The sequence below is a fragment of the Frankia sp. ACN1ag genome (assembly GCF_001414035.1).
In the GTDB taxonomy this organism is placed as follows: Bacteria; Actinomycetota; Actinomycetes; order Frankiales; family Frankiaceae; genus Frankia; species Frankia torreyi.
This window is the reverse complement of the sequence record NZ_LJPA01000047.1, coordinates 23,813-47,586: the sequence shown is the minus strand read 5'-3', so window position 1 is coordinate 47,586 and position 23,774 is coordinate 23,813. Positions and strand designations below refer to the sequence as shown.

The window sequence follows — 23,774 nt, the reverse complement described above, 5'->3', positions numbered from 1 at the left end:
GCGTATTCGCCGCGGTTTCTGTGGATGTGGCCGAACGCGCGGATCTCGGTGATGGGTGGGGAGCAGGCCGCGGCGGTGCTCGCCACCGTCCGCCGCGAGCAGTACGCCGCCCGCGGGCAGGACTGGCCGGCCGAGGCGGAGGAGGACTTCCGCGCCCCGATCCGCGAGCGCTACGAAGCGCAGGGCAGCCCGTACTACTCGACCGCCCGGCTGTGGGACGACGGGGTGATCGATCCGCGGGACACCCGCACGGTGCTCGGGCTCGCGCTGTCGGTCGCGGCCAACGCGCCGATGGACCCGCCCGGCTACGGCATCTTCCGGATGTGAGGGCGAGCATGTTCTCGACAGTGCTGGTGGCCAACCGCGGGGAGATCGCCGTCCGGGTGATCCGGACCCTGCGCGCACTCGGCATCGAGTCGGTGGCGGTCTACTCCGACGCCGACGCGGGCGCGCGCCACGTGCGGGAGGCCGACGTCGCCGTGCGGATCGGGCCGGCGCCCGCCCGCGAGTCCTACCTGAACATCGCCGCGGTGGTCGCGGCCGCGGTCGCCACCGGGGCCCAGGCCGTCCATCCCGGCTACGGGTTCCTGTCGGAGAACGCGGCGTTCGCGGCGGCGTGCGCCGAGGCGGGTGTCGTGTTCGTCGGGCCGCCGGTCCGCGCCGTCGAGGTGATGGGTGACAAGATCACCGCCCGGCGCGCGGTCGCCGCGGCGGGGGTGCCCGTGGTGCCCGGCCGGGACGACCCGGCGATGACGGATGCCGACCTGGTCGACGCCGCCGCGCAGATCGGCTACCCGGTCCTGCTCAAGCCGTCCGCGGGCGGCGGGGGCAAGGGCATGCGGGTCGCCACGGACGCCGCCCGGCTGCGGGCGGAGATCGCCGGTGCCCGCCGCGAGGCCGCCGCCGCGTTCGGCGACGACACCCTGTTCGTCGAGCGGTTCGTGGACCGTCCCCGCCACATCGAGGTGCAGGTCCTGGCGGACGCGCACGGCACGACCGTCCACCTCGGCGAGCGGGAGTGCAGCCTGCAGCGGCGCCACCAGAAGGTCGTCGAGGAGGCGCCGTCGGTCCTGCTGTCCCCGCAGACGCGGGAGCGGATCGGGGCGGCGGCCGTCGCCACGGCCGCCTCGGTCGGCTACGTCGGGGCCGGCACGGTCGAGTTCCTCGTCGCCGCGGCGAACCCGGAGGAGTTCTTCTTCCTGGAGATGAACACCCGCCTGCAGGTCGAACATCCGGTCACCGAGCTGGTGACCGGGATCGACCTCGTCGCCGAACAGCTCCGCGTCGCGGCCGGGGAACCGCTCGGCTACACCCAGGCCGACATCCGGCTGACCGGCCACGCGGTGGAGGCCCGGGTGTACGCCGAGGACGCCGCGCGGGGCTTCCTGCCGACCGGCGGGCGGGTCCTGCGGCTGGACGAGCCGTCGGGGCCCGCCGTCCGGGTCGACTCGGGGCTGCGCCTCGGCGCCACCGTCGGGTCCACCTACGACCCGATGCTCGCCAAGATCATCGCTTTCGGGCCGGACCGGGACACCGCGCTGGACCGGCTCGACCGGGCGCTGGCCCGCACCTGCGTGCTCGGCGTGACCACCAACGTCGGCTTCCTGCGGGCCCTGCTCGACCATCCGGACACCCGCGCCGGCCGGCTCGACACCGGCCTGATCGAACGGGACCTCGACGCGCTCGTCGCCGCCGCCCCGGGCGCGGCCGACCTCCCGGCCGTGTACGCGCTGGCCCGCCTGCTGGAGCTGACGCCGGACACGCCCTTCGTCGACCCCTGGGACGTCCCCAGCGGATGGCGGCCCGGCGAGCACTCGTCGCTGCACTGGACGATCACGGCCGCGGGCCTCGCCGAACCGGTCGAGGTCGGCGTGCGCGGCACCCCCGGGGACGCGCTGGTCGCCGTCGACGGCGGCGAGCCGATCCCGGCCGCCGTGGAGTGGGTCGGGGCGGGCGCGGATGGGCCGGGCAGCCGGCTGGCGGCCGGCGGCGAGCTGGTGGTGACGCTGGCCGGCCGTACCCGCCGGTGGCGGGCCGTCGCCGACGGTGCCACGCTCTGGCTGGGCGCCGACGGCGCCGCGTGGCCCGTGTCCGAACACCGCCGCCGCTCGGCCGCGGCCGCCGTCGAGGCCGGCGGCGAGGCCCGCAGCCCCATGCCCGGCACCGTCATCGCGGTGCACGCCGCCGCCGGCGACGAGGTGGCCGCCGGCGCGCCGCTGGTCGTCGTGGAGGCGATGAAGATGGAGCACACCGTCGGTGCCCCGGTCGCAGGCCGGGTCAAGGACGTCCTCGTCGGCATCGGCGAGCAGGTCACCCTCGACGCGGTGCTCGCCGTCGTCGACCCGGCCCCGGCCGGAAGCTGAAGCCCAGTCCCGAAGCCGAATTCCCCAGCGGATCCCGCAGCCGAATCCTGAAGGAGGACATCATGCCCGACACCCGGTTGAGCGAGGATCAGGAGTCGCTGCGCAAGCTCGTCGAACAGTTCGCCCGCGAGGTCGTGGCGCCGGCGGCGGCGGCGCACGACGAGGCGAAGACCTTCCCGTACGAGGTCGTCGCGCAGATGGCGGAGATGGGACTGTTCGGCCTGCCGTTCCCGCAGGCCGTCGGCGGGCAGGGGGCGGACTACTTCACCCTGTGCCTGGCGATCGAGGAGCTGGCGCGGGCGGACTCGTCGGTGGCGATCACCCTGGAGGCCGGCGTCGGGCTGGGCGCGATGCCGGTGTACCGGTTCGGTTCCGACGCGCAGAAGGAGCGGTGGCTGCCGCTGCTGACGTCGGGACGGGCGCTGGGCGCGTTCGGGCTCACCGAACCCGGCGCCGGCAGCGACGCGGGCGGCACCCGCACGACCGCCAGCCTCGACGGTGACGAGTGGGTCATCAACGGGTCGAAGGCGTTCATCACCAACTCGGGCACGGACATCACCCGGCTGGTGACGGTGACCGCGGTGACCGGGCAGACCGCCGCCGGGCGCAAGGAGATCTCGGCGATCCTGGTGCCGGTGCCGACCGCGGGTTTCACCGCGCAGCCGGCCTACTCGAAGGTCGGCTGGCACGCCTCCGACACTCATCCGTTGACGTTCGACGACGTGCGGGTGCCGGCGGAGAACCTGCTCGGCGAGCGGGGCCGCGGGTACGCGAACTTCCTGAGCATCCTCGACGAGGGGCGGATCGCCATCTCGGCGCTGTCGGTGGGGCTCGCCCAGGCCTGCGTCGACGAGAGCGTGCGCTACGCCAGACAGCGGGAGGCGTTCGGCGCGCCGATCGGGCGCAACCAGGCCATCGCCTTCAAGATCGCGGAGATGGAGACCCGGACGTACGTCGCGCGGGCGGCCTACTACGACGCGGCCTCCCGGATGCTTGCCGGCCAGCCGTTCAAGAAGCAGGCCGCGATGGCGAAGCTGTTCTCCTCGGAGGCGGCCGTCACCAACGCGCGGGAGGCGACCCAGATCTTCGGCGGCTACGGGTTCATGAACGAGTACCCGGTGGCCCGGCACTGGCGGGACTCCAAGATCCTCGAGATCGGGGAGGGCACCAGCGAGGTGCAGAAGATGCTCATCGCCCGCGACCTCGGCCTGTAGGCCCGCAAGACGCAGTCAGGTTCCCGGGAGACGCAGTCAGGTTCCCGCAAGACGCAGTCAGGTTCCTGGGAGACGCAGTCAGGTTATCGTCAGGTCCGGACTGCGAGCCTCGCGGCATGACTGCTGTGACTGGCCGGGCGGGACCATGGGGCCGGACGACGTTGAACAAGGTCCCACAGGTCACGATCTTCTTCTGGATCATCAAGGTCCTCTGCACCACGATCGGTGAGACCGCGGCGGACTTTCTCAACTCGAATCTCGGCCTGGGCCTGACCGCCACGACCTACGTGATGGGCGCCCTGCTGGTCGTCGCGCTGTTCTTCCAGTTTCGGCTGGAGCGTTACATTCCCTGGGTCTACTGGCTCGCGGTCGTCCTGATCAGCGTGGTCGGCACGCTCATCACCGACAACCTGACCGACAACGCGGGCGTGCCGCTGGCAGTTACCACCGCCGTCTTCGCCGTCGCGCTGGCCGCGACGTTCGCGGCGTGGTTCGCGGTCGAGCGGACGTTGTCGATCCATACCATCTACACCACGCGGCGGGAGGGTTTCTACTGGCTGGCGATCCTGTTCACCTTCGCTCTGGGCACGGCCGCGGGTGACCTGGTCGCGGAGAAGCTGAACCTGGGCTACGGAGTATCCGTGCTCGTGTTCGCCGCGGCCATCGCCGCCGTGGCGGCCGCCCGGTTCGCCCTCGCCGTGAACGCCGTGGTCACCTTCTGGATCGCCTACGTGCTGACCCGGCCGCTCGGAGCCTCCGCCGGTGACCTGCTGTCCCAGCCGCGGGACGAGGGCGGGCTCGGTCTGGGCACGGTCGGGACCACGGTGATCTTCCTGGTCGCGATCGTCGGGCTCGTCGCCTACCTCACGGTCCGGCGCCGGGACGAGATCGCCCCCGAGGGCCTGCCGGGGAGGACGACGCAGGCCTGAGACGCGGGCGGCGGGCGGCGGTCGGGGTGGCGAACGGCGGACGGCGGACGGGTCAGTGCAGCCGGTATCCGATCCCGCGGACGGTGTCGAGCCGGGCGTCGACCGCCGCCCTCCGCAGGGCGCGCCGCAGCCTCGTCACATAGGAGTCCAGGGTGTTCTCCCGCACGATCGCGCCGGCCGGCCAGGCGGAACAGACCAGCGTCTCCCGGCGGACGACCTCCCCGCGGCGCACCAGCAGGGTCGCCAGCAGGCGGTACTCGGTCGGGCTCAGGGGAACGGCCGTCCCGCCGCTGCCCAGGCGGAAACGCAGCGGATCCAGGGCGATCGCGTTGCCGCCCGCATCCGGTCGGCGGCGCCGGACCAGCACGTCCAGCCGGGCGGCGAGCTCGGCGAACGCGAACGGCTTGGCCAGGTAGTCGTCGGCCCCGCGGGCGAAGCAGCGCAGCCGGTCGGGCAGCGCATCGCGTGCCGTCAGCACCAGCACGGGTGCCTCGACGCCGCGGTCGCGCAGGGCACTGACGACGTCCATCCCGTCCATGTCCGGCAGGCCCAGATCCAGCACGAGGGCGTCGGGCCTGGCCGCGATGGCGGCGACCTGGCCGAGGGCGGAGGCACCGTCGCGGACCGCCCAGACGACCTGGAAGTCCGCCGCCTCGAGTCCGCGGACGAGGACGCGCCGCAGCGCCGGATCGTCCTCGACCACCGCTATCGCTCCGGGCACCGCTCCCGCACCTCTCCTTCGACGCGAGCTCGACGGATGGAACCGCCTGCAGAACATCACGCCGGGGGTGTGAAGAGCGTGTGAGGGCGACGACGCAGGCTCGGACCAGGACTGGAGTCCGCTTTTTCCGACCTTCGGGCCATACGTTCTGGCTCCATCGTGGCGGGCTGGAATGGTCTGCCTGGGTAACTACCTTTTCTGCATTCACAGGTTTCACATCCGGTCGCCGTAGCCTGGGCCGGGTGCAAGGAACTCTGCCTTCGTTCCGGTGTCGCGCGAACAGCGCTGGCGCCTGGATTCTGCTCGTAATGGCCTGTTATCTCCTCGGCGAGATCGGGGAAATCGTCGGGGTGCCCGCGCCGCAGCTCGTCGTCCCGTTGCTGGTGGGGGCCGCTCTCGCCCTCGGCGGGATGGTCCGGCGGAATCTCCCGGCCCCGGCCCTCCGCGGATCCCAGGCCGTCCTCGGCGTCCTGATGGGAAGCTATCTGAACATCTCGCAGCTGCGATCGGTCCTGGGCACGGCGCTTCCCCTGACGGTGGTCACGCTGGCGACCATCGCGCTCTGCCTGCTGGCGGCCCTGCTGTTCAGCCGTACCAGCCGAGGCAGCTTCACCGACGCGGCGCTCGGCATGATGCCGGGCGGCTCGGCCGCGATCGTGGCCTGCGCCGAGGAGTTGCGGGCGGACAGCCGGCTGGTGGCCCTGAGCCAGTACCTGCGGGTGGGCCTCGTCGCGCTGACGGCCCCCGCCGTCGTCGCCGTGTCCCACGGGACGGTGGGACGCCCGCACCCGGGATCCTTCCCGGCCTTCGCGCACCTCGTCGACGGCTCCAGCCAACTGCTCGGCCTGGCGTTCCTCGCCGGGGTCTGCCTGCTGGGGGCCCGCGCGGGGCGCCGCCTCGCGCTGCCGGCGCCGGCGCTGCTGGGCCCGATGCTGCTGGGGATGGTGGTGGGTTCGATCGCCGTCGGGCCGGGGTTCGCCCCCGCGGGCCCGCTGCGTGACCTGGTGTTCATCCTTGTCGGGCTTGACGTCGGCCTGCGCTTCAGTCGCGACTCGGTGCGCGAGATCCGCCGGGTGCTGCCGTCGCTGTGCGGCTGCATCGCCCTGGTCTGCCTGGGCTCCGCGGGCCTGGCCTGGGTGCTGGCCAGGATGATCGGCATCCCGTTCCTGGAGTCCTACCTGGCGACGACCCCGGGCGGCATCAACGCGGTGCTTGCCACCGCCACCGTGGCCCACATCAACGTCGGTGTGGTCTCCACCGTCCAGAGCTTCCGTCTCGTCCTCGTGGTGCTGCTGACCCCGCCGCTGGTCCGCTGGCTCGTCCGCCGGACGACGCCGGTCACCGTGGCCCCCGCGTCAGTCCCCGTCCCCGTCCCCGAACACGGCCCGGGCGGTGGCGATCCGCAGGTCGTCGAGCGCGTCGGCCTGCCTGCGGGCCCGCTCGAGCAGCACGTCGAGTCGGTCCTGGTCGAGCCGGTCGTAGCGGTCGGCGACGGCACTCAGCGTGCGCCAGGCGGCCGCCTTGCCCGCGATCCCGATTCGCAGCGTCTCGAGCTCGACCACCGTGCTCAGCGCGGAGCGGCGCACGACCCGACCGTTGGACTTCAGTCGGCCCGCCGCCTCGGCGATCCAGCCGGCGGCGATCTTGTACTTCCGCTCGGGAACGCCGAGGGCGCGCATGAACTCGAGCAGCGCGTCGCGGTCCTCGGCGATCTCCGAGGCAATCCGTGCCAGCGTGTCACCGAAGGGTGTTCCGCGGTGGGCCGTCGACGTACGGCGAGCGAGCCGCAGCCCGGCGGTGGCGCCGGCGAGGTGGTCGTTCAGGTAGATGCCGATCGGACTCGGGCCGGCCTGCGTCCCGACCACCCGACCGCCGGTGATGGTCTCGGTTCTGACGTCACTCATGCCACGCCTCCCTCGCTCGGACTCACCGCCACGGCTCGGACTCACCGCCACGGCTCGGTCCTGCGGTAGGTGTCTCCGGTCGGGCCCGGGCTAACCGGCGCGGCAGACTCCCAGAGCCGGGTGGTCAGCGCCAGGCGGCGGTGATGGTGGGGGAGGGCACCACGAAGGCGATGTTGCGCATGGTGTAGCGCACGACATGTTCGGCGTACTCGTACGGGTCGCCCGCGATGCAGTCCGGCGGGACGACGACGGTGTAGCCGAGGTTCATCGCCTCGATCGCGGTCCCCAGGACCGCGATGTTCAACGAGACGCCGGTGACGATCAGGGTGGTGACCTTCGTGTTGCGCAGGTACTGGTCGAGGCCGGTGGCGAAGAAACCGGTGAGGCCCTGCTCCCGGCGGAACACGACATCCTCCGGGCGCGGCGCGATCTGGGGCATCACCGGGCCCTGGCCCCCGGTGGTGCCGGCGGCCGACGACGCCCGCAGGTTCACGAACGTGTTGTGCGCGAAGCCGAAGCCGTCGGGGCGCCGTTCGTCGGTGCAGTAGTAGATCCGCACGCCCACCTTGCGGCCCGCGTCGAACAGCGCGGACAGGTTGTCGAGCAGGCCGGTACGCCGGGCGGACTCGGCGAGGCCGGGCAGTAACGGTCGGTCGCCGAGGAGGTTCTCCTGGCATTCCATGTTCACGATGGCGGTGGTGGCCGGGTTCAGGTGCGGTGTCACGTCGAGAGGCATGGTCCGCACGCTACCCGGCACCGCCCGCCCCGGTCGTGGTTCGTTGCTCGGCGTCGGCGTCGAGCAACGAACCCCGGAACCACGGACCTGCGGAACCACGGACCTGCGGGGCGGACGCGCCTGGCTCAGGCCTTGGCCTGCGCGTCCGACCGGGCGGGGTTGGCCTGGTGCGCGGCCTTCGGATCGGTCTGGTGCTGCTTGGCCCGCACGCCCGCCTCGATCCGGCCGCCGAGCTCCTTGTCGACGTTGCGCCAGTACTCGAAGGCACGCTCGAGGACCGGCTCGCTGACACCGTTGAGCAGGTGGCCGACGATGTTGTCGACCAGTCGCTGGCGGGCGGCGTCGTCGAGGACCTCGCGGACCATGGTGGCGGCCTGGCCCCAGTCGTCGTCATCGGGCCGCAGGGTGTAGGCGGTGCGCACCATCTCGCCGTCGGCGTGCCAGCGGCCGCCGTCGTCGGTCAGCTCCGGCTGGGCCGCCGGGCCGCCGTACGAATTGGGCGCGTACACCGGGTCGCTGACGTTCTGCACCCGCATCGCGCCGTCCTTGGAGTAGCTGTGGACGGGGACCTTCGGCGAGTTCACCGGGATCTGCTTGTAGTTCACCCCGAGCCGGGCACGGTGGGCATCGGCGTAGCTGAACCCGCGGGCCAGCAGCATCTTGTCGGGGGACAGGCCGGTGCCGGCGACGAGGTTGTTGGGCTCGAAGGCGGCCTGCTCGATCTCGGTGTGGTAGTCGCTGACGTTGCGGTTGAGGGTGAGGCGGCCGACCTNGTGCAGCGGGTAGTCGCCGTGCGGCCACACCTTGGTCAGGTCGAACGGGTTGAAGTGGTAGGTCTTCGCGTCCTCGAACGGCATGATCTGCATCTTCAGCGTCCAGCTCGGGAACTCCCCGTCCCGGATGTGCTCGTACAGGTCACGCTGGTGGTAGTCGGTGTCGATCGCCGCCATCTGGTCGGCCTCGTCCTGGGTGAAGAACTCGATGCCCTGGTCGGTCTTGAAGTGGTACTTCACCCAGAACTGCTCGCCGGCCGCGTTGATCCACATGTAGGTGTGGCTGGAGTAGCCGTTCATGTGCCGCCACGTGCGCGGGATACCGCGGTCGCCCATCAGCCAGGTGACCTGGTGGGCGGATTCCGGCGACAGCGTCCAGAAATCCCACTGCATGTCGTGGTCGCGCAGGTTGTTGTCGGCGCGTCGCTTCTGCGACCGGATGAAGTGCTGGAACTTCAGCGGGTCCCGGATGAAGAACACCGGCGTGTTGTTGCCGACGATGTCGAGGTTGCCCGCGCTGGTGTAGAACTTCACCGCGAAGCCGCGGGGGTCGCGCCAGGTGTCGGGGGAGCCCCGCTCGCCGGCCACGGTGGAGAACCGGATGAGCACGTCCGTCTGGGCGCCCGGCTGGAACACCGCCGCCCGGGTGAAGGCGCTGACGTCGCGGGTCACCTCGAAGGTGCCGAACGCGCCGCCGCCCTTGGCGTGCGGCTGGCGCTCCGGGATGCGTTCCCGGTTGAAGTTCGCCATCTGCTCCAGCAGATAGTGGTCTTGCAGTAGCAGTGGGCCGTCCGGCCCGACGGTCAACGAGTGTTCGTCGCTGGCGACGGGCACTCCGGCGTCGGTCGTCGTCGGACGGGTCTCGTAGGTGGTCACAACGTCCTCCTCGCCTTACCGTGCAGGGACACCATCCGATCTGCAGCTACGGCACACGGCCCGGCTACCCGGCCGCGGGCGCGACAAACCAGAACGACCACGCCGTCTCGATGATCGGCCCGCCGTGGCCGTGGGCGGCGGTCCCCTCAGCCGGCCTGGGCTTCGAGCAGGGCCAGGGTGTCGAGGTCGGCGGTCGCGACGGAGAAGCGTCCGATCATCGTGTGGTTGTCCTGCCCCCAGTGGTCCTTGGTNCCCATCCAGGCCTGCAACCCGTACATGGCCCACCGCCGGTACTGCTCCCAGATCGCGTCCGCGGTCGGCACGTCACGCGCGCCCGTGGCCAGCAGCGCCTCCCGGTAGCGGACCAGCAGCTCGCGCTCGTGGGCGCGGCGCTCCTCCACGGTGAGCGCGCCGACCATGAAGTAGCTGACGTCGCGCCAGGCGTGCCCCTTGCGGACCATCTGCCAGTCCAGCCAGATGCGGTGGCCGTCCGGGCGCAGGTAGGTGTTGCCGAGGTAGGCGTCGCCGTGCACGATCGTGCGCGGCCCGGTCTGCTCGCGGGCGTACTCGTTGAGCAGGTCGTAGGCGCGCAGGAAGCGCTGCGGGTCGGCGACCATCCAGGCCGGCAGCCGTTCGATGTAGACGTCGCGGCCGAGGTTCTCCTCGACCAGCCACCACATGATGCGGGCCTGGTCGCAGTCACCGCGCGTGTCCATCGAGGTGGGCAGCCAGCTCGCCGCGTCGAGCCGGGGGCTCGCCCAGTAGCTGCCGTGCAGGACGGCCATGTCGTCGAGCGCCCGGCCGACCGCGTCGACGCCGATGTGCTGGTAGCTGTTGCCGAACTCGCCGCCGAGCTCGATGAGGTCCTCGAGGACCGCCAGCCCCTGGCCGCTGCCGTCGGGATCCCAGTCGGCGTAGTAGAACCGCGGCGCCGGGATCCGGGTGCCCTCGACCAGCTCGTGGTAGAAGCGCGCCTCCACCTGGCAGATGTCCATGGGGTTCGCGCGGCCGGTGAAGTTCGCCTTGAGGCACAGGTGCTCGGGCAGGCCCGCCCGCCGGCCGACCTCGTTGTAGGTGACGGCGACCCGCCCCTTCGTGGTATGCGTGCTGCGCAGCTCCACCGTCCGCAGGTCGGTCACCTCGATGCCCGGGTAGCGGTTGGCCAGCATCGCGCCTAACCAGGGCGCCGTGACCTCGTCCCAGCGCATCGGCATCGGCGCCGGCCGGGCGTACGGGCCGTAGCTGGCCAGCTCCGTGACGTCGGGCCGCCAGGGCTGGGCGGAGGGCAGGCTCGGGCTGTTCGACACGCGGCGACTCCCGTCGTTCACACTCGGCGACGACGCCCGCCCTGTGCGGGCACTGGCGCCGGTGGCAGATTGTGTCAGCCTTGCCCGCGACGCGCCTGTTCACGTGGAACGCTCGGCTCGGCGGGGATCAACCTTTTCTCTGGCACCGGGTGCCACTAGAGTTCTGGGCGTCCGGCCCCGGGAGGCCGGGTCGGTGGGCGCTGGCCCGCCCCGGCCGTGGAGGGCTCTGGCTGCATGGACAGGATCGTCATCGTGGGGGCGGGGCTCGCCGGCGGGCGGGCGGCGGTGGAGCTGCGCGCGCAGGGGTTCACCGGGAGCATCGTGCTGCTGGGCGCGGAGGAGCACCCGCCCTACGACCGGCCGCCGCTGTCCAAGGGCGTGCTGTCGGGCCGGACCGAGGAGACCACCCTGCCGCTCGACCTCGGCGGCGTGGAGGTCCAGCTCGGCCGGCGGGCCACCGGGCTGCGGCCCGGGGTCGTGGAGACGGACGCCGGCCCGGTCGCCTACGACGGGCTGGTGCTCGCTACCGGGGCCGCGCCGGTGACCCTGCCGGGCGACGGGCCGCAGCGGGTGCTGCGCACCATCGACGACGCCCGGGCGCTGCGCGACGCGCTCAAGCCCGGCGTCCGGCTGGTCGTGGTGGGTGCGGGGTGGATCGGCGCGGAGGTCGCGACGATCGCGGCGAAGATCGGCGCCGAGGTGACGGTGATCGAGGCGGCCGCGTCGCCGTTGCAGGTGGCGCTCGGCGGCGAGGTCGGCGGGCAGACGGTCGCCTGGTACGCCGAGGCGGGCGTGGACCTGCGCCTCGGGGTGTCGGTGCGCGAGATCGGCCCCCAGGAGCTGGTGCTCGGCGACGGTGCGGTGCTGCCGGCCGACGAGGTCGTCGTCGGGGTGGGCGTGCGTCCGGACACCGCGTGGCTCGCCGAGTCCGGTCTCGTCCTCGACCGTGGGGTCGTCGCCGACGAGCATCTCGCCGCCTCCTGGGACGCGGGGTCGGATGGTCCGCCCGTGGTAGTGGTCGGGGACTGCGCGGCGTGGTGGTCGCGGCGCTACGACCGGCGGCTGCGGGTGGAGCACTGGGACTGCGCGCAGGGCAGCCCCGCGGTCGCCGCCACCACGCTGCTCGGGGGCGAGGCGGTCTACGACCCGGTGCCCTACTTCTGGTCGGAGCAGTTCGGCCGGATGGTGCAGGTCGTCGGGCTGGCGGGGGCGGGGGACACGCTGGTGTGGCGGGGGGATCCCGGCGCCGTCGCGGCGCCGGAGGCCAAGCGGGCGCCCGGCTGGTCCGTCGGCTGGTTCGCCCCCGACGGCCGCCTGTCCGCGATCGCGACCGTCAACCGCCCGATGGACGCCGTCGCCGCCCGCCGGCTGATCGCCGCCGACGCGGTCGTGGACGCCGCGCGGTTCACCGACCTCGCCGTCGCCCTCAAGGACCTCGCCGTCACCGCCTGACCATTTCGTCGGGATAATGCGCAGAGCGACTGTTTGTTCAGGGATACGGCGGACGAGAGGCACGGGGCTGGCGTGGGTGAGGTGCAGGATCGTGACGATTCCGGGCAGTGGTGGAACAGCGTGGTCGAGATCGACCGGGCGCCGATCGATCTGAAGACCGATCAGCCGCACTCGGCCCGCATCTACGACTACTTCCTGGGCGGGAAGGACAACTTCCCGGCGGACCGCGCCGCCGCCGAGCAGGCGCTGATCGGTTTCCCGACGGCCCGGACCGGTGCCCGGGAGAACCGGGCCTTCCTGCGGCGGGTGACCCGCTTCCTCGCGGCGCAGCGAGGGATCACGCAGTTCCTCGACATCGGCACCGGCATCCCCACGTCCCCGAACCTGCACGAGATCGCCCAGGGCATCGCCGCCGACGCGCGGATCGTGTATGCCGACAACGATCCGATCGTGCTCGCGCACGCCCGCGCCCTGCTCGCCAGCACGCCGCAGGGCCGGACCGCCTACATCGACGCGGACCTGCGGGAGCCGGAGGCGATTCTCGCCTCCACCGAGCTGCGGGACACCCTCGACCTGACCCGCCCGGTGGGGCTGTCGCTGATCGCGGTCTTCCACTTCATCCCCGACGAGGCCGACCCGTACGGGATCGCCGCCCGGCTGCTCGACGCGCTGCCCGCCGGCAGCTACCTCGCCCTGTCGCACGCCACCGCCGACTTCGACCCCGGCGCCGAGGAGCTGGCCGCGACCTACCGGGCGCGCGGCGTGTCGATGACCATGCGCGCCCGGCCGGCGGTGGAGCGGTTCTTCGCCGGGCTGGAGCTCGTCGAGCCGGGCGTGGTGGCCGCCCAGCGCTGGCGCCCGGATGACCCGACCCTCGGAGGAGTGGCCGACGCCGAGGTCAGCGGCTACGGCGGTCTGGCTCGCAAGCCCTGAGGCCGGCGCGCCACTGCTAGGGCCGGCCCCCTCCGCGTCCGAGGGTGTGATCAGCCGACGAGAACCGACGGGCCGCCGGACGGTATGCCGCCGCCGGCGGCGTTCCAGGTGTTCATGGCGATTTCGTAATGGTGGCCGGGCGTCAGGTCGTCGACGTGGGCCGAGGTGCCTCGCACGCCGAAGGTCATGACGTACGCGCCGGCGGTGTCGTCGTCGAACACGAGCAGGCCGTAGCGATCGATCGTGTCGGTGTAGGGACCCGTCGGAGCGGTCCACGTGACATCGACGCCGGTCGGGGTGCCGTGGGTGGCGATGTCGCTCGGTGGTGGCGCGGTCTGTGGGTGGGCGGTCGCGGAGACGGTCGCCGACCAGTCGGAGGTGCGGGCATCGCCGTTCCAGGTGCGGACCTGGTACTCCCACTGCTGGCCGTCGGTCGTCCAGGTGGTGTCGTACCGGTTCGCCGCGAGTTGCACCTCGTTCCAGTCCGCGGCGCCGCCGGCGCGTACCCGGATGGTGTACCCGAGGGCGCCGAACACGGGATCCCAGGTGACGGTGACACCGAGGGGACTCGACTCGGCCGTGACGTTCGAGGGGACGGGGGTGGGGCGGGTCGGCACCTGGGCGGGGACGGCGGGCACGCTGGCGCCGAGGCCGTAGCTGTCGTGCAGGGTTTCCTCGAAGGCGTGGGCGAGCTGGTATTCGCCGAGGGCGTTGGGGTGCAGCCCGTCGTAGCCGGCCGGGCAGCTGTCCGTGCCGCACTGGTAGGTGGTGCTCCAGTCGACCAGCTCGACCCGCGAGGCGGCGGTGGACCAGGTGGGGACCGCGTCTGCGAGCAGGCCGTCGTACCTGGTGGTGTTGGTGACCAGGTCCGGGCGGCCGATGTCGCTGCGCTGGGGGACGTCGGCAAGTGCGAAGTCGATACCCGGCTTGGCGGCGCGGGCCTCGTCGACCAGCGTCTTCATGCTGTCGAGGGTGCCGTCGGCGTCGCTGGCGAACCAGCCCATGTCGTTGAAACCGAGCGCGACCAGTACCAGATCGGGCTGATAGGTCGCCACTTCCTGGCGGATGAGGGTCTTGTCCTGGGCGATCTGGCGGCCCCAGGCGGCGAAATGGTCGCTGTCGAATGTCCCGACCCCTGCAGCGTACTGGCCGGATGCCCCCGAGGCATCCCCGCCGGAGGAACCTTCCGGGGAATCCGGGGGCGGTGGATTCTGGGCGGTGCCCGCCGAGTCGGATCCCAGCAGCGGAGGTGGGGTGGGCGGTGAAGGCGCCTGCGGTGGCTTGGTGCCGGAGTAGGGACCGACGAAGTCGACCGTGACGTCGTTGGCCGCGAACCACTGCCACAACCGGTAACGCCAGGTGTAGTCGCCCTCGGCACCCTGGGACAGCGAGTCGCCCACCACCATGACCTTCACGGAGTCCGCCGGCCAGTCGGTGGGTCTGGTGATGGCGTTGAAGGCGTCCTCGAAGGCGGCGCCGACGAGATCGGCGAATCTCTGGAGGTTGTTTTTGATCGAATCCAGGGCGTTGAGCGCGGTCTGGCCGGCCCAGCTCTTCATCGTGGTTGCCATGTTCCCCACCCAGGTGGAGAACTTCTCGTACAGCGGGCGCATCTGTTCCTTGGCGAATTTGTTGAGCCCCTTCTCCCACGCGGTCGCGCCGAGCGCCACCGCCGTGGCGGCGGCCAGCGCCTTCGCCCACTCACCCGGGTCCGTCTGCTTGCCGTCGACGAAGATGACGAATGCCTGATAGATCATCGTGCCGGTGAAGCCGCCCAGGGCCGCGCAGACCGGGCCGGCCAGCGCCGCGCCCACGCTGAAGAAGGCGTAGCAGGAAATGCGGACCGCGAGGGCGCTGAGGATGCCGACGGCCTGCGCGATCATCCGTAGCCACCAGGTGATCTGAGTGCTGACCTCGTTCTTCGGTATGGTCAGACGGAGACCGGTGTCGGTGACGGTCACGCTGCCGTCGAAGTCCACCCACGGGTCGGGTATCTCGTTGAGCGGTACCCCGAGGCGATACGCGTCGAAGTCCGTCCTGATGGCGTCGCTCAGGCGTGCGCTCTGCCCGTCGATCTGGTTCACCCATTGCTGAAGGAGACTCGTGTCGTAGTCTCCGTCCATGTCCAGGTCGATCTGCAGCGAACTGTCGTCCTCGCTGACCTGGGGGGCCGCGATTGCGGCGTCGGCTCGTGGCTGCATCGGCGGTCCCGGCACCACGCGGTCCGGAATCCTGCCGGCCACCAGCAGAAGCACGCACAGGGCGGCTAATCCCGGTACCGAGAAACAGGTTCTCCTGATCATGGCATCCGTTCCCGTCGATTGATGACGTCGTCAGCTATACCGGTATGCATAGTCCGGACGCAAGCGAAGGAAAGGAGTATCGGGTCCGGCGTGGTTCACTCATGTGGCGCACGGGAGGTGACCGTTCGGTGACCCACTGGTGTTCCGGTCCAGGTTATGGTGCGACAATCGCGCGATCGTCAGGCGAGGGTGACCGGGAGCTCGATGGGAAGAAACACAATGCCGAGGGTTTCGGTCGGTAAGCGATCGCCGCCCGGCCGAGGCGACCCTCGACGCCGTGGCCGGTGCCGAGGTCAGCGGCCATGGCGGTCCGGTTCGCGGACCCCGGGACGGTGCGCGGGCGCGCGGAACTTCCTATTGCCCGATCGGGAGGGAGCCGGCCGGGCCTGCGGCGGCCGGGGGGCGGGTGACGATGGGCCCGCCGAGGTCGCTGGCCTCGCCGAGGTAACCGACGTGCCCGCGGAGGCAGCGCATGAGTTCCCCCGTCCTCGATCTTCCCCGGGCCGCAGACCCCGCCGGGAACCCCGCCTCGTACCCCGCCGTGGACCCCGCCGTGGACCCCGACGAGTACATCGCCGCCCTGATGCGCTGGCACTTCACCGCGTCGACGGGCAGCCCGTTCTGGCTGCGCCGGGCGCGCAGCCTCGAGTTCGACCCGATCGCGGACGTGCGCACCTTCGCCGACCTGCGGCTGTTCCCGAACGTCGTCGACGAGTTCCGAGACGTGCCCGTCGAGGACCTGATCCCGCGCGGGCTCACCGGCGAGGACCGGGTGATCGCCGGCGTCTACGAGAGCGGCGGGACCACCGGGTCGCCGAAGCGGTTCGTCATGTTCGACCGCTGGATGGAGTTCGCGCTCGGCTGGGACGAGTTCCACTACGCCGCTCTCGGGCCGGCGAACGTGCTGGCCGTCGCCCCCAGCGGCCCGCACATGTTCGGTGAGTTCGCCGCGCGCCGCGCGCGGCGCCACGACGGCGTGCGGTTCACCGTCGATCTCGACCCGCGGTGGATCAAGCGGCTCATCGAGCGTGACGGGCCCGGCGCGGCGGACCTCTACGCCGAGCACATCATCGACCAGGCGGCGCACATCCTGACCACCCAGGCGGTGGGCATCCTCATCACCACGCCCCCGCTGCTCGAACGGATGGCGCGCCGCGACGACCTCGTCGCGCTGATCCGCAAGAACGTCCGGTTCATCTGCTGGAGCGGCGCCCACATGGACGCCGACTCCCGGGAGATCTTCCAGACGGAGGTCTTCCCCGGCATCCCGCTCAAGGGCCTGTACGGCAGCACCACCATCCTCGGGATGTCCCGGGAACGCCCGGGGGAGGAGCTCGACGGCCTCGCGCTGTTCGACCCGCCGAGCCCGTACATCGCGTTCCGGGTCGTCGATCCCGCCACCGGCGACGACGTGAACCTCGGCGAACGCGGCCAGGTGGTGATGAACCACCTGACGAAGTACGCCCTGATCCCGAACAACCTCGAACGCGACCACGCCCTCGCGGTCGAACCGCCCCCCGGCTGGTTGGGCTGCTCGGTGGCCGACGTCGGCCCGGTCGCCACGTTCGACGATCACGCCGTCATCGAGGGGGTCTACTGATGGCCGAGTTCCTCCACATCGACGCGCTCGGGCCCACCGGGCCCTACCGCAGCCGCAACCGCCGGCCGCTGACCTCGCTGGCCGGCACCCCGATCGGCGAGATCAGCCAGGTGCCGTCGCTCTACGTGCGCCGCACCATCGCGGCGATGCGCGCCGCCCCGGTGCTGGCGGGCGCGCAGCGTCTCGACGCCCTGGACGCCGCTGCCGAGCTGTTCGCGACCGCGCCCCTCGGCGGCCTCGGGCCGGACGAGTACGTGCGGCTGGTCTCGACCGCATCGGGGGTGCCGCGCGCGGTGGTGCGCCAGTCGGTCGACTGGATCGTCGACGTGCTGCGCTCGCAGCGCACCACGGTCGAGCTGGCGATGCCGCGGGGCGCCGTCGGCGACTGGCGCGACGAGCGGACCAGGGCGGGCTCGGCGGTGTGGGCACGGCGCGGCGAGGTGTTCGCGGTGCACGCGGCCGGCAACACCCCGGCGGTGCACGGGCTGTGGCCGGAGGCGCTCGCCCTGGGCTACAAGGTGGTGGTGCGCCCGTCCACCCGCGAGCCGTACACGGCGTTGCGGCTGGTGGAGGCCCTGCGCCAGGCCGGCTTCCCGCCCGCGACCCTGACCCTGCTGCCCACCGACCACGACGTCGCCGACGTGATCATCGCCGAGGCCGACTACGCGATCGTCTACGGCGGCCAGGACGTCGTCGACAAGTACAGCGCCATCCCCACCGTGCTCACCCAGGGCCCGGGGCGCTCGAAGATCCTCGTCACGGCGGACGTCGACTGGCGGGAGAAGATCGACATCATCGCCGACTCGGTCAGCCACCTCGGCGGGACGGCCTGCACCTGCGCGAGCGCGGTGCTCGTCGAGGGTGACCCGGAACCGCTGGCCCGCGCGCTCGCCGAGCGGCTGGGGCGGATCCCGAGCCTGCCGGCCGACCATCCCGACGCCACTCTCACCGTGGCGCCGACCGCGTCGGTGGTCGAGGTCGACCAGTACCTACACAAGGTCGCCGGGGACGCCCGGCCGCTGCTCGGCGGCGACACCATCGTCGACGAGCTGCCCTCCGGCGGTGCGGTGCTGCGGCCGGCCGTGCACCTGGTCGACTCGAGCGGCGCGGCGCAGCTCGGCGTCGAACTTCCCTTTCCCTGCGTCTGGGTCGGGCCGTGGCAGTCGGCGGACGGGATCGCCCCGCTGCGCGACTCGCTCGTCCTCACCGCGATGACCACCCGCGCCGAGCTGATCGACGCACTGCTCGACGAACCGTCGATCATCAATCTCTATCTCGGCGACAATCCCACCACCTGGCTGCGCCCGGGAATTCCACACGACGGGTATCTCGGCGAGGTTCTCATGCGCACCAAGGGAATGATCCGCACGGCGGTCGGACCCGCGGCGGCCTGACCCGTCGGCGCGAACAGCGCGAACAGCGCGATCCGCGTCGCTGTTCCGGTGGCGTCGCCGGCTCTGGCGACCGGCGGCGCCACCACCACTTCAGCCCGCCGACCTCAGGCCGCGGCGGTCAGCAGGCAGGTGCAGCTTCCATGCGCGACGAGCTTGCCGACGGAATTCGTGACCTGGGCCTCGGCCGTCGCCGTCCGGCGCCCCACGTGAACCGTCCGGCCGACGCATTCCAGCGCCGCCGCGTCGAGATTCACCGACCGCACGAAATTCACCTTCAGCTCCAACGTCGTGTAAAACAGGTCGGCCGGCAGGCTCGTGTACACGGCGCTGCCCATCGCCGTGTCCATCAGCGTCGCNATGACGCCGCCGTGCACCGTGAACATCGCGTTGGCCGCGGCCGGCGACGGTTGCAGCGTCCAGACCGTCCGCCCCACCTCGAGGGTCCGCACCCGAACGCCCAGTGAGTGGCCCACGCCGACCCCCTCCGCGAGGCCGTGTTCCAGCAGTACGCGAAGATCGTCGATGCGCTTGGCGACCTCGGCCTGCGCGCTGATGCCGTTGTGCTCCACCGCTGCACCTCTCTGTTTCGGACGGGGTTCTGTTCCGGACGGGGTCGAATATCCGGACACGTTATCCGCATCGATGGACCCGTGTCGCCGAGTCGCGGCCGCGGCGTGCGGGCCACGTGGCAAACAACGGCCGAACTCGCGTCGACTCCGCGGGGTTGATGTTCGGAATATCCGGTGAACCGCGATAACCTGCCTCCTCGTATTTCTCTCGCGGTAACCTTCGGCCGATTCGTCCTGCTTATTGTCCCCGGCGATGGATCGATTGGAGAGATGGCTCTTTCGTTGACCCGCCGGCGTCGGATTGTCAGGCTTGCGGAGGCGACATCGAGCGGTCCGGAAGACCGGTCGAAAGGCTCCGCCGCCGTCCGGCCGGACCGGGAGTTTCCCCGGCCGCCTGTTGTTTCCCGCCTTCGTGCGACCACGTCCGGCCACCGCACCTGACACCTGCACCGCACCTGACACCTGCACCGCACCGGACACCTGCCCAGAACGGGAGAGCATCTGATGCGAGGCACGACGCTGCCCGGCGCCCTCGACGAGGCGGCCGCGACCGGGCCCGACATCGCCGTGAGCTTCCCCTCCTCGGCCGAGCGGCTCACCCTGACCGCGCTCGCCGCGCGTACGACCGCGCTCGCCCGCGCCCTGGTCGCCGAGGGCGTGGCGCCCGGGGAGCGGATCGGGGTGTTCAGCCGGAACAACGCCGACTTCATGACCGCGGTCATCGCGGTCGGCCGGGCCGGCGCCGCCGCCTGCCCGCTGCCGCTGCCGACCTCGGCGGGCGACCTCGCCGGCTACGCCGCCCGAATCGCCGCCGTGACGAGCGCGGCCGGCGTCGGGCGTGTGCTGGTCGGGGCGGGGGCCGACGGCCTGACCCGCCGGCTCGCGCCGGTGCTGCCCGCGCTGCGGTTCGACGGCATCGCCGGGCTCGTCCGATCGGCCCGCGACGGCGTGGCGCTGCCGGACGTGTCGCCGTCCGACCTGGCGATCGTCCAGTTCACCTCGGGCAGCACCGCCGTGCCCAAGGGCGTCGTGCTGACCCACCGCAACGTCGTGCACGGCACCGCGGCCATCGCCGACGGCATCGGGCTGGGGGTCGGCGACCACGGCGCCACCTGGCTGCCGCTCTACCACGACATGGGCCTGTTCGGCGCGCTGAGCGCGATCCTCACCGCGGTGCCGATGACGATCTGGTCGCCGTCGACGTTCATCAAGGATCCGGCGTCCTGGCTGCGCTCGTTCGCCGAGATCGGCGCCACCGTCGCCCCGTCGCCGAACTTCGGCTACGACGCCCTGCTGGCGGCGGTCGACCCGGCCGAGGTCGCGGGCCTGGACCTGCGCCGCTGGCGGGTGGCGCTCAACGGCGCGGAGCCGGTGAGCCCGGTCACCGTGCAACGTTTCGGCGCGCACTTCGCCCCGGCCGGGTTCGCCCCCGAGGCGATGTTCCCCGTCTACGGGATGGCCGAGGCGACCCTCGCCGTGACCTTCCCGCCCCTGGGCCGGCCGCCGGTGACGACCTGGGTCGACCGCGACCGGCTGGCCCGTGACGGCGTCGCGGTGCCGGCGCCCGCCGGCGACGCCGGGGCCCGCGGGCTGGTCGGCGTCGGGCGGCCGGTGCGGGGGATGCGCCTGCGGATCGTCGACGGCCGCCGTCGCGCCGTCCCCGACGGGACCGTCGGGGAGATCGAGATTGCCGGCGACGCGGTCACCGCCGGCTACCTCACCGCCGGCGGCCCGCCGACGGCGCTCGAAGCCGACCCGGCGGGCGAGCGGTGGCTGCCGACCGGCGACCTCGGCTTCCTCGCCGCCGGCGAGCTGCACGTCAGCGGCCGGCGCAAGGAGATGATCATCGTTCGCGGGGTGAACTACTACCCCGAGGACGCCGAGGCCCTCGTCCGCGACGCCCCGGGGGTGTACCGCCGCCGGTGCGTCGCCGTCGCCGACACCGACGACTCCGGGGCCGGTGCCGAGTCGCTGACCGTGATCGCCGAGACCACCCTCGACGACGCCGCCGACCGGATTCGGCTGGCCGCCGACCTGCGGGTCGCCGTCGGGTCCGCGCTCGGACTGGCCGAGGTGTCGGTGCGCCTGGTGGCCCCCGACGCCCTCCCGCGGACCTCGAGCGGGAAGTTCCGCCGCGCCGAGGCCCGTGACCTCGCCCGCCAGTGATCCCGACGGAGGTAGGCCCGACATGCACGGCTACGACGTCTTCCGCCACTACGAGCAGAAGCGCTGGACCCTCGCCGAACTGCCGTTCGACGACATCGACCGCGACCGCGTGCGACCCGAGTACGTCACGATGGTCAAGAGCTCCGTGATGGGGGAGGCCAACTCGATCGCCGCCCAGCACGGTTTCCTCAACGAGTTCGACGACTACGACTTCTCGACCTTCGTCGCCGTCTGGGGCTACGAGGAGCTGCAGCACCACTTCGCGTTCCGGACCTGGCTGGACGCGGTCGGCGTGGCGATGCCCGCCGCCCCCGTCCAGGCGATGCGCGCGCCCTACGCGCCCGGCACCACGCCGAGCGCGACGCTCGCCACGAACATCATCTCCGAGCTGACGGTGAACCACGTCTACCGGTCCGTGGCCGCCTGGGTCGACGAGCCGGTCCTGCGCTCGCTGATGCTGCGCGCCAGCCGGGACGAGGCCGGCCACGCCCGCGAGTTCCTGCACTACGCGCGCCGGCGCCTGGCGGCGTACCCCGACGAGCTGCCCTCGGTGCTGGAGACGCTGTACGTCTACACCTCCGAGGCGCGGATCAAGCATCCGGTCGGGGTGTTCAAGAGCGGGCTGGCCGAGGTCGCGAACCACGAGACCATCGACACCGCGTTCGACATGTTCCTCGCGGGCATCGCCACCGAGGGCGAGCTCGACCGACTCCAGGACAACATCCGCCGGGCCTTCGCCGCGCTGACCGGACTGGACCTGAGCACCAACGGCCGCGTCCGCCGGCGTCTCGCCGAGGCGCTGGCGTGACCGCCCCGGAGCTGCCCTGGGCGGTCCTGGCGGACTACCGCTGCTTCGGCTGTTCGCCGCACAACCCCCACGGCCTCGCGCTTGAGTTCGCCGAGCACCCCGAGGGCCTGCAGACCACCTTCGACCTTGGCCGCAGCTACGAGTCGTACCCGGGGGTCGTCCACGGCGGCCTGCTCGGCGTCGTCTGCGACGAGACGATGGGCAACCTCATCGTCGTGCGCACCGGGCTGGTGGCCTTCACCGTCAGCATGCGGACGCGCTACCTCGCCCCGGTCGCCACCGGGCGCAGCTACACCTGCGTGGCCCGCCTCGGCGCCGGCAGCGCCGGTGGGGCCGGTGGGGCCGCCGGCTCGCCCCTGATCAGCGCGACCGCGGAGATCATCGACGCCGACGGCGTCGGAGTCGTGAGCGCGTCCGCGACCTACCGCAACGTCCCCTTCGGTACCGCCCGGGAGCGCATCGCCCTGACCAACCCCGAGGCCGACCGACTCCACCAGGCGCTGTCCCCCACTCCGGCGCCGCTCCCCACTCCGGCGCTGTCCACCGCCCCGGCGCCGTCCAGCACCCCGGACGGCCCCGTCCCCGTTGAGGAGACCCTGTGACCACCGACGCTGACGGCATCCTCCGGCAGATCACCGAAATCGTCGCCCGGGAACTCGCCGTGCCCGCCGAGTCCCTCGCCGCCGACACCGACCTGCGCGCCATCGAAGGCGCCGACTCCGTCCGGCTGCTGCGGGTCGTCGCCAAGGTCGAGCAGACCTGGGACATCGAGCTCGACGACGAGGACGTCTTCACCGTCTCCTCCGTCGCGGAGCTGGCCGGCGTCGTCCGCGAGGCGCTGCAGGTGAAGGCCGCGTGACCACCTCCGCCGAGCTCGCCGCCGCCCCGTCCGCGCCCGCGGGCGAGACCAACCAGCACTACGACCTCGACCCGGAGATCTTCGGGCTGTTCCTCGACCCGCTGCGCAAGTACTCCTCCGGGCTCTACCGGCGCCCCGGGCTCACCCTCGCCGAGGCGCAGGTCGCCAAGCTGCACTTCGTCGCGGACCGGCTCCGACTGGCCCCCGGGCAGCGGCTGCTCGACGTCGGCTGCGGCTGGGGATCGCTGATCCTGTTCATGGCGCGGGAGTACCGCGCCGAGGTGACCGGGGTCAGCCCGGCCGGGCGCCAGCACGAGTTCATCGCCGCCCGCGCCGCGCAGCTGGGCCTGACCGATCTCGTCTCCACCCGCGTCGGGAAGTTCGCCGACGTGGAGCTCCCGGCGCGCTCGTTCGACGCGGTCACCATGCTCGGCTCGATCGTCCACATGCCCGACGTCGACGCCGCGGTGCGCCGCGCCCGGTCCATGCTGCGCCGCGGCGGCCACTTCTACGTCTCGGAGAGCTGCTTTCGCAACGCCGCGGCCCGTGAGGAGTTCGACCGCCGCGCCGGCACCGAGTTCGTGCGTAACTCGATCTTCGGCTGGGGTGACATGCGGCCGCTGTCGGAGCTGGTGCGCGCGGTCGAGGACGCCGGCTTCTCGGTGACGAGCGTCGACGACCTCACCGACGACTACCGCCGCACGATCGACGACTGGCTGGAGCGCGTCGCCGCCGGCGCGGCCGCGATCGACGAGCTGCGCCCGGGCACGTCGGCGGAGCTGACCCGCTACCTGGAGGTAGCGAACGCCGGGTGGGGCTTCACGACCAAGCACTACGCCCTGGTCTGCCGCAACGCCCGCTGACCGG

Annotated in this window: 19 protein-coding genes and 3 pseudogenes; 14 read left to right on the top strand and 8 right to left on the bottom strand. The window is 72.0% G+C overall.

Going from position 1 to position 23,774, the window contains the following annotated elements; translation table 11 throughout:
- From UK82_RS27890 to UK82_RS27875, 4 genes are all read left to right on the top strand, one after another.
- Positions 1–327, top strand: a 327-nt coding sequence (locus tag UK82_RS27890; RefSeq protein ID WP_304438074.1) for a carboxyl transferase domain-containing protein, incomplete at its 5' end; no start/stop codon positions are given.
- Between the two features lie 8 nt (positions 328–335).
- On the top strand, positions 336–2,363 hold the full coding sequence (locus UK82_RS27885; RefSeq protein WP_055410282.1) for a biotin carboxylase N-terminal domain-containing protein: 2,028 nt from the start codon (positions 336–338) through the stop codon (positions 2,361–2,363).
- 62 nt (positions 2,364–2,425) lie between these two features.
- Complete coding sequence (locus tag UK82_RS27880) at positions 2,426–3,577, top strand: acyl-CoA dehydrogenase family protein (protein ID WP_044887880.1); 1,152 nt, start codon at positions 2,426–2,428, stop codon at positions 3,575–3,577.
- A 116-nt stretch (positions 3,578–3,693) separates the two neighbouring features.
- On the top strand, positions 3,694–4,506 hold the full coding sequence (locus UK82_RS27875) for a membrane protein (protein WP_044887881.1): 813 nt from the start codon (positions 3,694–3,696) through the stop codon (positions 4,504–4,506).
- Positions 4,507–4,558: 52 nt separating this feature from the next.
- On the opposite strand, the gene UK82_RS27870 is transcribed toward UK82_RS27875, so the two are convergent.
- Entirely contained in the window at positions 4,559–5,227 is a 669-nt protein-coding gene (locus UK82_RS27870; RefSeq protein WP_055410280.1) for a response regulator transcription factor, read from the bottom strand.
- An 80-nt stretch (positions 5,228–5,307) separates the two neighbouring features.
- On the opposite strand from UK82_RS27870, the gene UK82_RS40630 reads away from it, so the two are divergent.
- Positions 5,308–7,200: an AbrB family transcriptional regulator gene (locus UK82_RS40630; protein WP_313949844.1), complete on the top strand. Its 1,893-nt coding sequence runs from the start codon at positions 5,308–5,310 to the stop codon at positions 7,198–7,200.
- A gap of 55 nt (positions 7,201–7,255) precedes the next feature.
- On the opposite strand, the gene UK82_RS27860 is transcribed toward UK82_RS40630, so the two are convergent.
- From UK82_RS27860 to UK82_RS40615, 4 genes and pseudogenes are all read right to left on the bottom strand, one after another.
- A complete protein-coding gene (locus UK82_RS27860) occupies positions 7,256–7,867 on the bottom strand; it encodes a cysteine hydrolase (RefSeq protein WP_044887900.1) in 612 nt (203 codons plus the stop codon).
- A 125-nt stretch (positions 7,868–7,992) separates the two neighbouring features.
- Positions 7,993–8,639: pseudogene (locus UK82_RS40625) on the bottom strand (catalase); the annotation flags it as partial.
- A gap of 1 nt (position 8,640) precedes the next feature.
- Positions 8,641–9,516, bottom strand: an 876-nt coding sequence (locus UK82_RS40620; RefSeq protein ID WP_236706530.1) for a catalase, incomplete at its 3' end; no start/stop codon positions are given.
- 252 nt (positions 9,517–9,768) lie between these two features.
- The coding region (locus UK82_RS40615; protein WP_236706531.1) for a phosphotransferase family protein at positions 9,769–10,511 on the bottom strand (743 nt) is incomplete at its 3' end.
- A 546-nt stretch (positions 10,512–11,057) separates the two neighbouring features.
- Here UK82_RS40615 and UK82_RS27845 point away from each other — a divergent pair.
- Positions 11,058–12,275 carry an NAD(P)/FAD-dependent oxidoreductase gene (locus tag UK82_RS27845; protein WP_055410276.1) on the top strand — a complete coding sequence of 406 codons (1,218 nt, stop codon included), beginning with the start codon at positions 11,058–11,060 and terminating at the stop codon, positions 12,273–12,275.
- Positions 12,276–12,347: 72 nt separating this feature from the next.
- Positions 12,348–13,208 carry an SAM-dependent methyltransferase gene (locus tag UK82_RS27840; protein ID WP_370657145.1) on the top strand — a complete coding sequence of 287 codons (861 nt, stop codon included), beginning with the start codon at positions 12,348–12,350 and terminating at the stop codon, positions 13,206–13,208.
- A 50-nt stretch (positions 13,209–13,258) separates the two neighbouring features.
- Here UK82_RS27840 and UK82_RS27835 read toward each other — a convergent pair whose 3' ends face one another.
- Positions 13,259–15,463, bottom strand: coding sequence for a GDSL-type esterase/lipase family protein (locus UK82_RS27835; RefSeq protein ID WP_055410274.1), 2,205 nt, complete (start codon positions 15,461–15,463; stop codon positions 13,259–13,261).
- Between the two features lie 520 nt (positions 15,464–15,983).
- Between UK82_RS27835 and UK82_RS27830 the strand changes: the two genes are divergently transcribed.
- Together UK82_RS27830 and UK82_RS27825 are read left to right on the top strand one after the other, a co-directional pair.
- Positions 15,984–17,111, top strand: coding sequence for a phenazine antibiotic biosynthesis protein (locus tag UK82_RS27830; protein WP_236706529.1), 1,128 nt, complete (start codon positions 15,984–15,986; stop codon positions 17,109–17,111).
- Positions 17,111–18,505 (top strand): aldehyde dehydrogenase family protein, encoded by a 1,395-nt coding sequence (locus tag UK82_RS27825; protein ID WP_044887886.1) that lies wholly within the window; start codon positions 17,111–17,113, stop codon positions 18,503–18,505. Before UK82_RS27830 ends, UK82_RS27825 begins: the two co-directional genes overlap by 1 nt.
- Before the next feature lie 104 nt (positions 18,506–18,609).
- On the opposite strand, the pseudogene UK82_RS40610 reads toward UK82_RS27825, so the two are convergent.
- Together UK82_RS40610 and UK82_RS42130 are read right to left on the bottom strand one after the other, a co-directional pair.
- A pseudogene (locus tag UK82_RS40610) lies at positions 18,610–18,861 on the bottom strand (PaaI family thioesterase); the annotation flags it as partial.
- Between the two features lies 1 nt (position 18,862).
- Positions 18,863–19,575: pseudogene (locus UK82_RS42130) on the bottom strand (hypothetical protein); the annotation flags it as partial.
- Between the two features lie 3 nt (positions 19,576–19,578).
- Here UK82_RS42130 and UK82_RS27815 point away from each other — a divergent pair.
- Genes UK82_RS27815 through UK82_RS27795 form a run of 5 tightly spaced genes read left to right on the top strand, consistent with a single transcriptional unit; the run spans position 19,579 to position 23,770 of the window.
- A complete protein-coding gene (locus UK82_RS27815) occupies positions 19,579–21,240 on the top strand; it encodes an AMP-binding protein (protein ID WP_044887888.1) in 1,662 nt (553 codons plus the stop codon).
- Between the two features lie 22 nt (positions 21,241–21,262).
- Complete coding sequence (locus tag UK82_RS27810) at positions 21,263–22,048, top strand: ferritin-like domain-containing protein (protein ID WP_044887889.1); 786 nt, start codon at positions 21,263–21,265, stop codon at positions 22,046–22,048.
- The gene (locus tag UK82_RS27805) at positions 22,045–22,650 is read left to right on the top strand and encodes a PaaI family thioesterase (RefSeq protein ID WP_055410270.1); all 606 of its coding nucleotides are present in this window, start codon (positions 22,045–22,047) and stop codon (positions 22,648–22,650) included. Before UK82_RS27810 ends, UK82_RS27805 begins: the two co-directional genes overlap by 4 nt.
- Positions 22,647–22,907: an acyl carrier protein gene (locus UK82_RS27800; RefSeq protein WP_044887891.1), complete on the top strand. Its 261-nt coding sequence runs from the start codon at positions 22,647–22,649 to the stop codon at positions 22,905–22,907. Before UK82_RS27805 ends, UK82_RS27800 begins: the two co-directional genes overlap by 4 nt.
- Positions 22,904–23,770 (top strand): cyclopropane-fatty-acyl-phospholipid synthase family protein, encoded by an 867-nt coding sequence (locus UK82_RS27795; protein ID WP_044887892.1) that lies wholly within the window; start codon positions 22,904–22,906, stop codon positions 23,768–23,770. The genes UK82_RS27800 and UK82_RS27795 overlap by 4 nt, the downstream gene beginning before the upstream one ends.
- Positions 23,771–23,774: the final 4 nt, after the last annotated feature.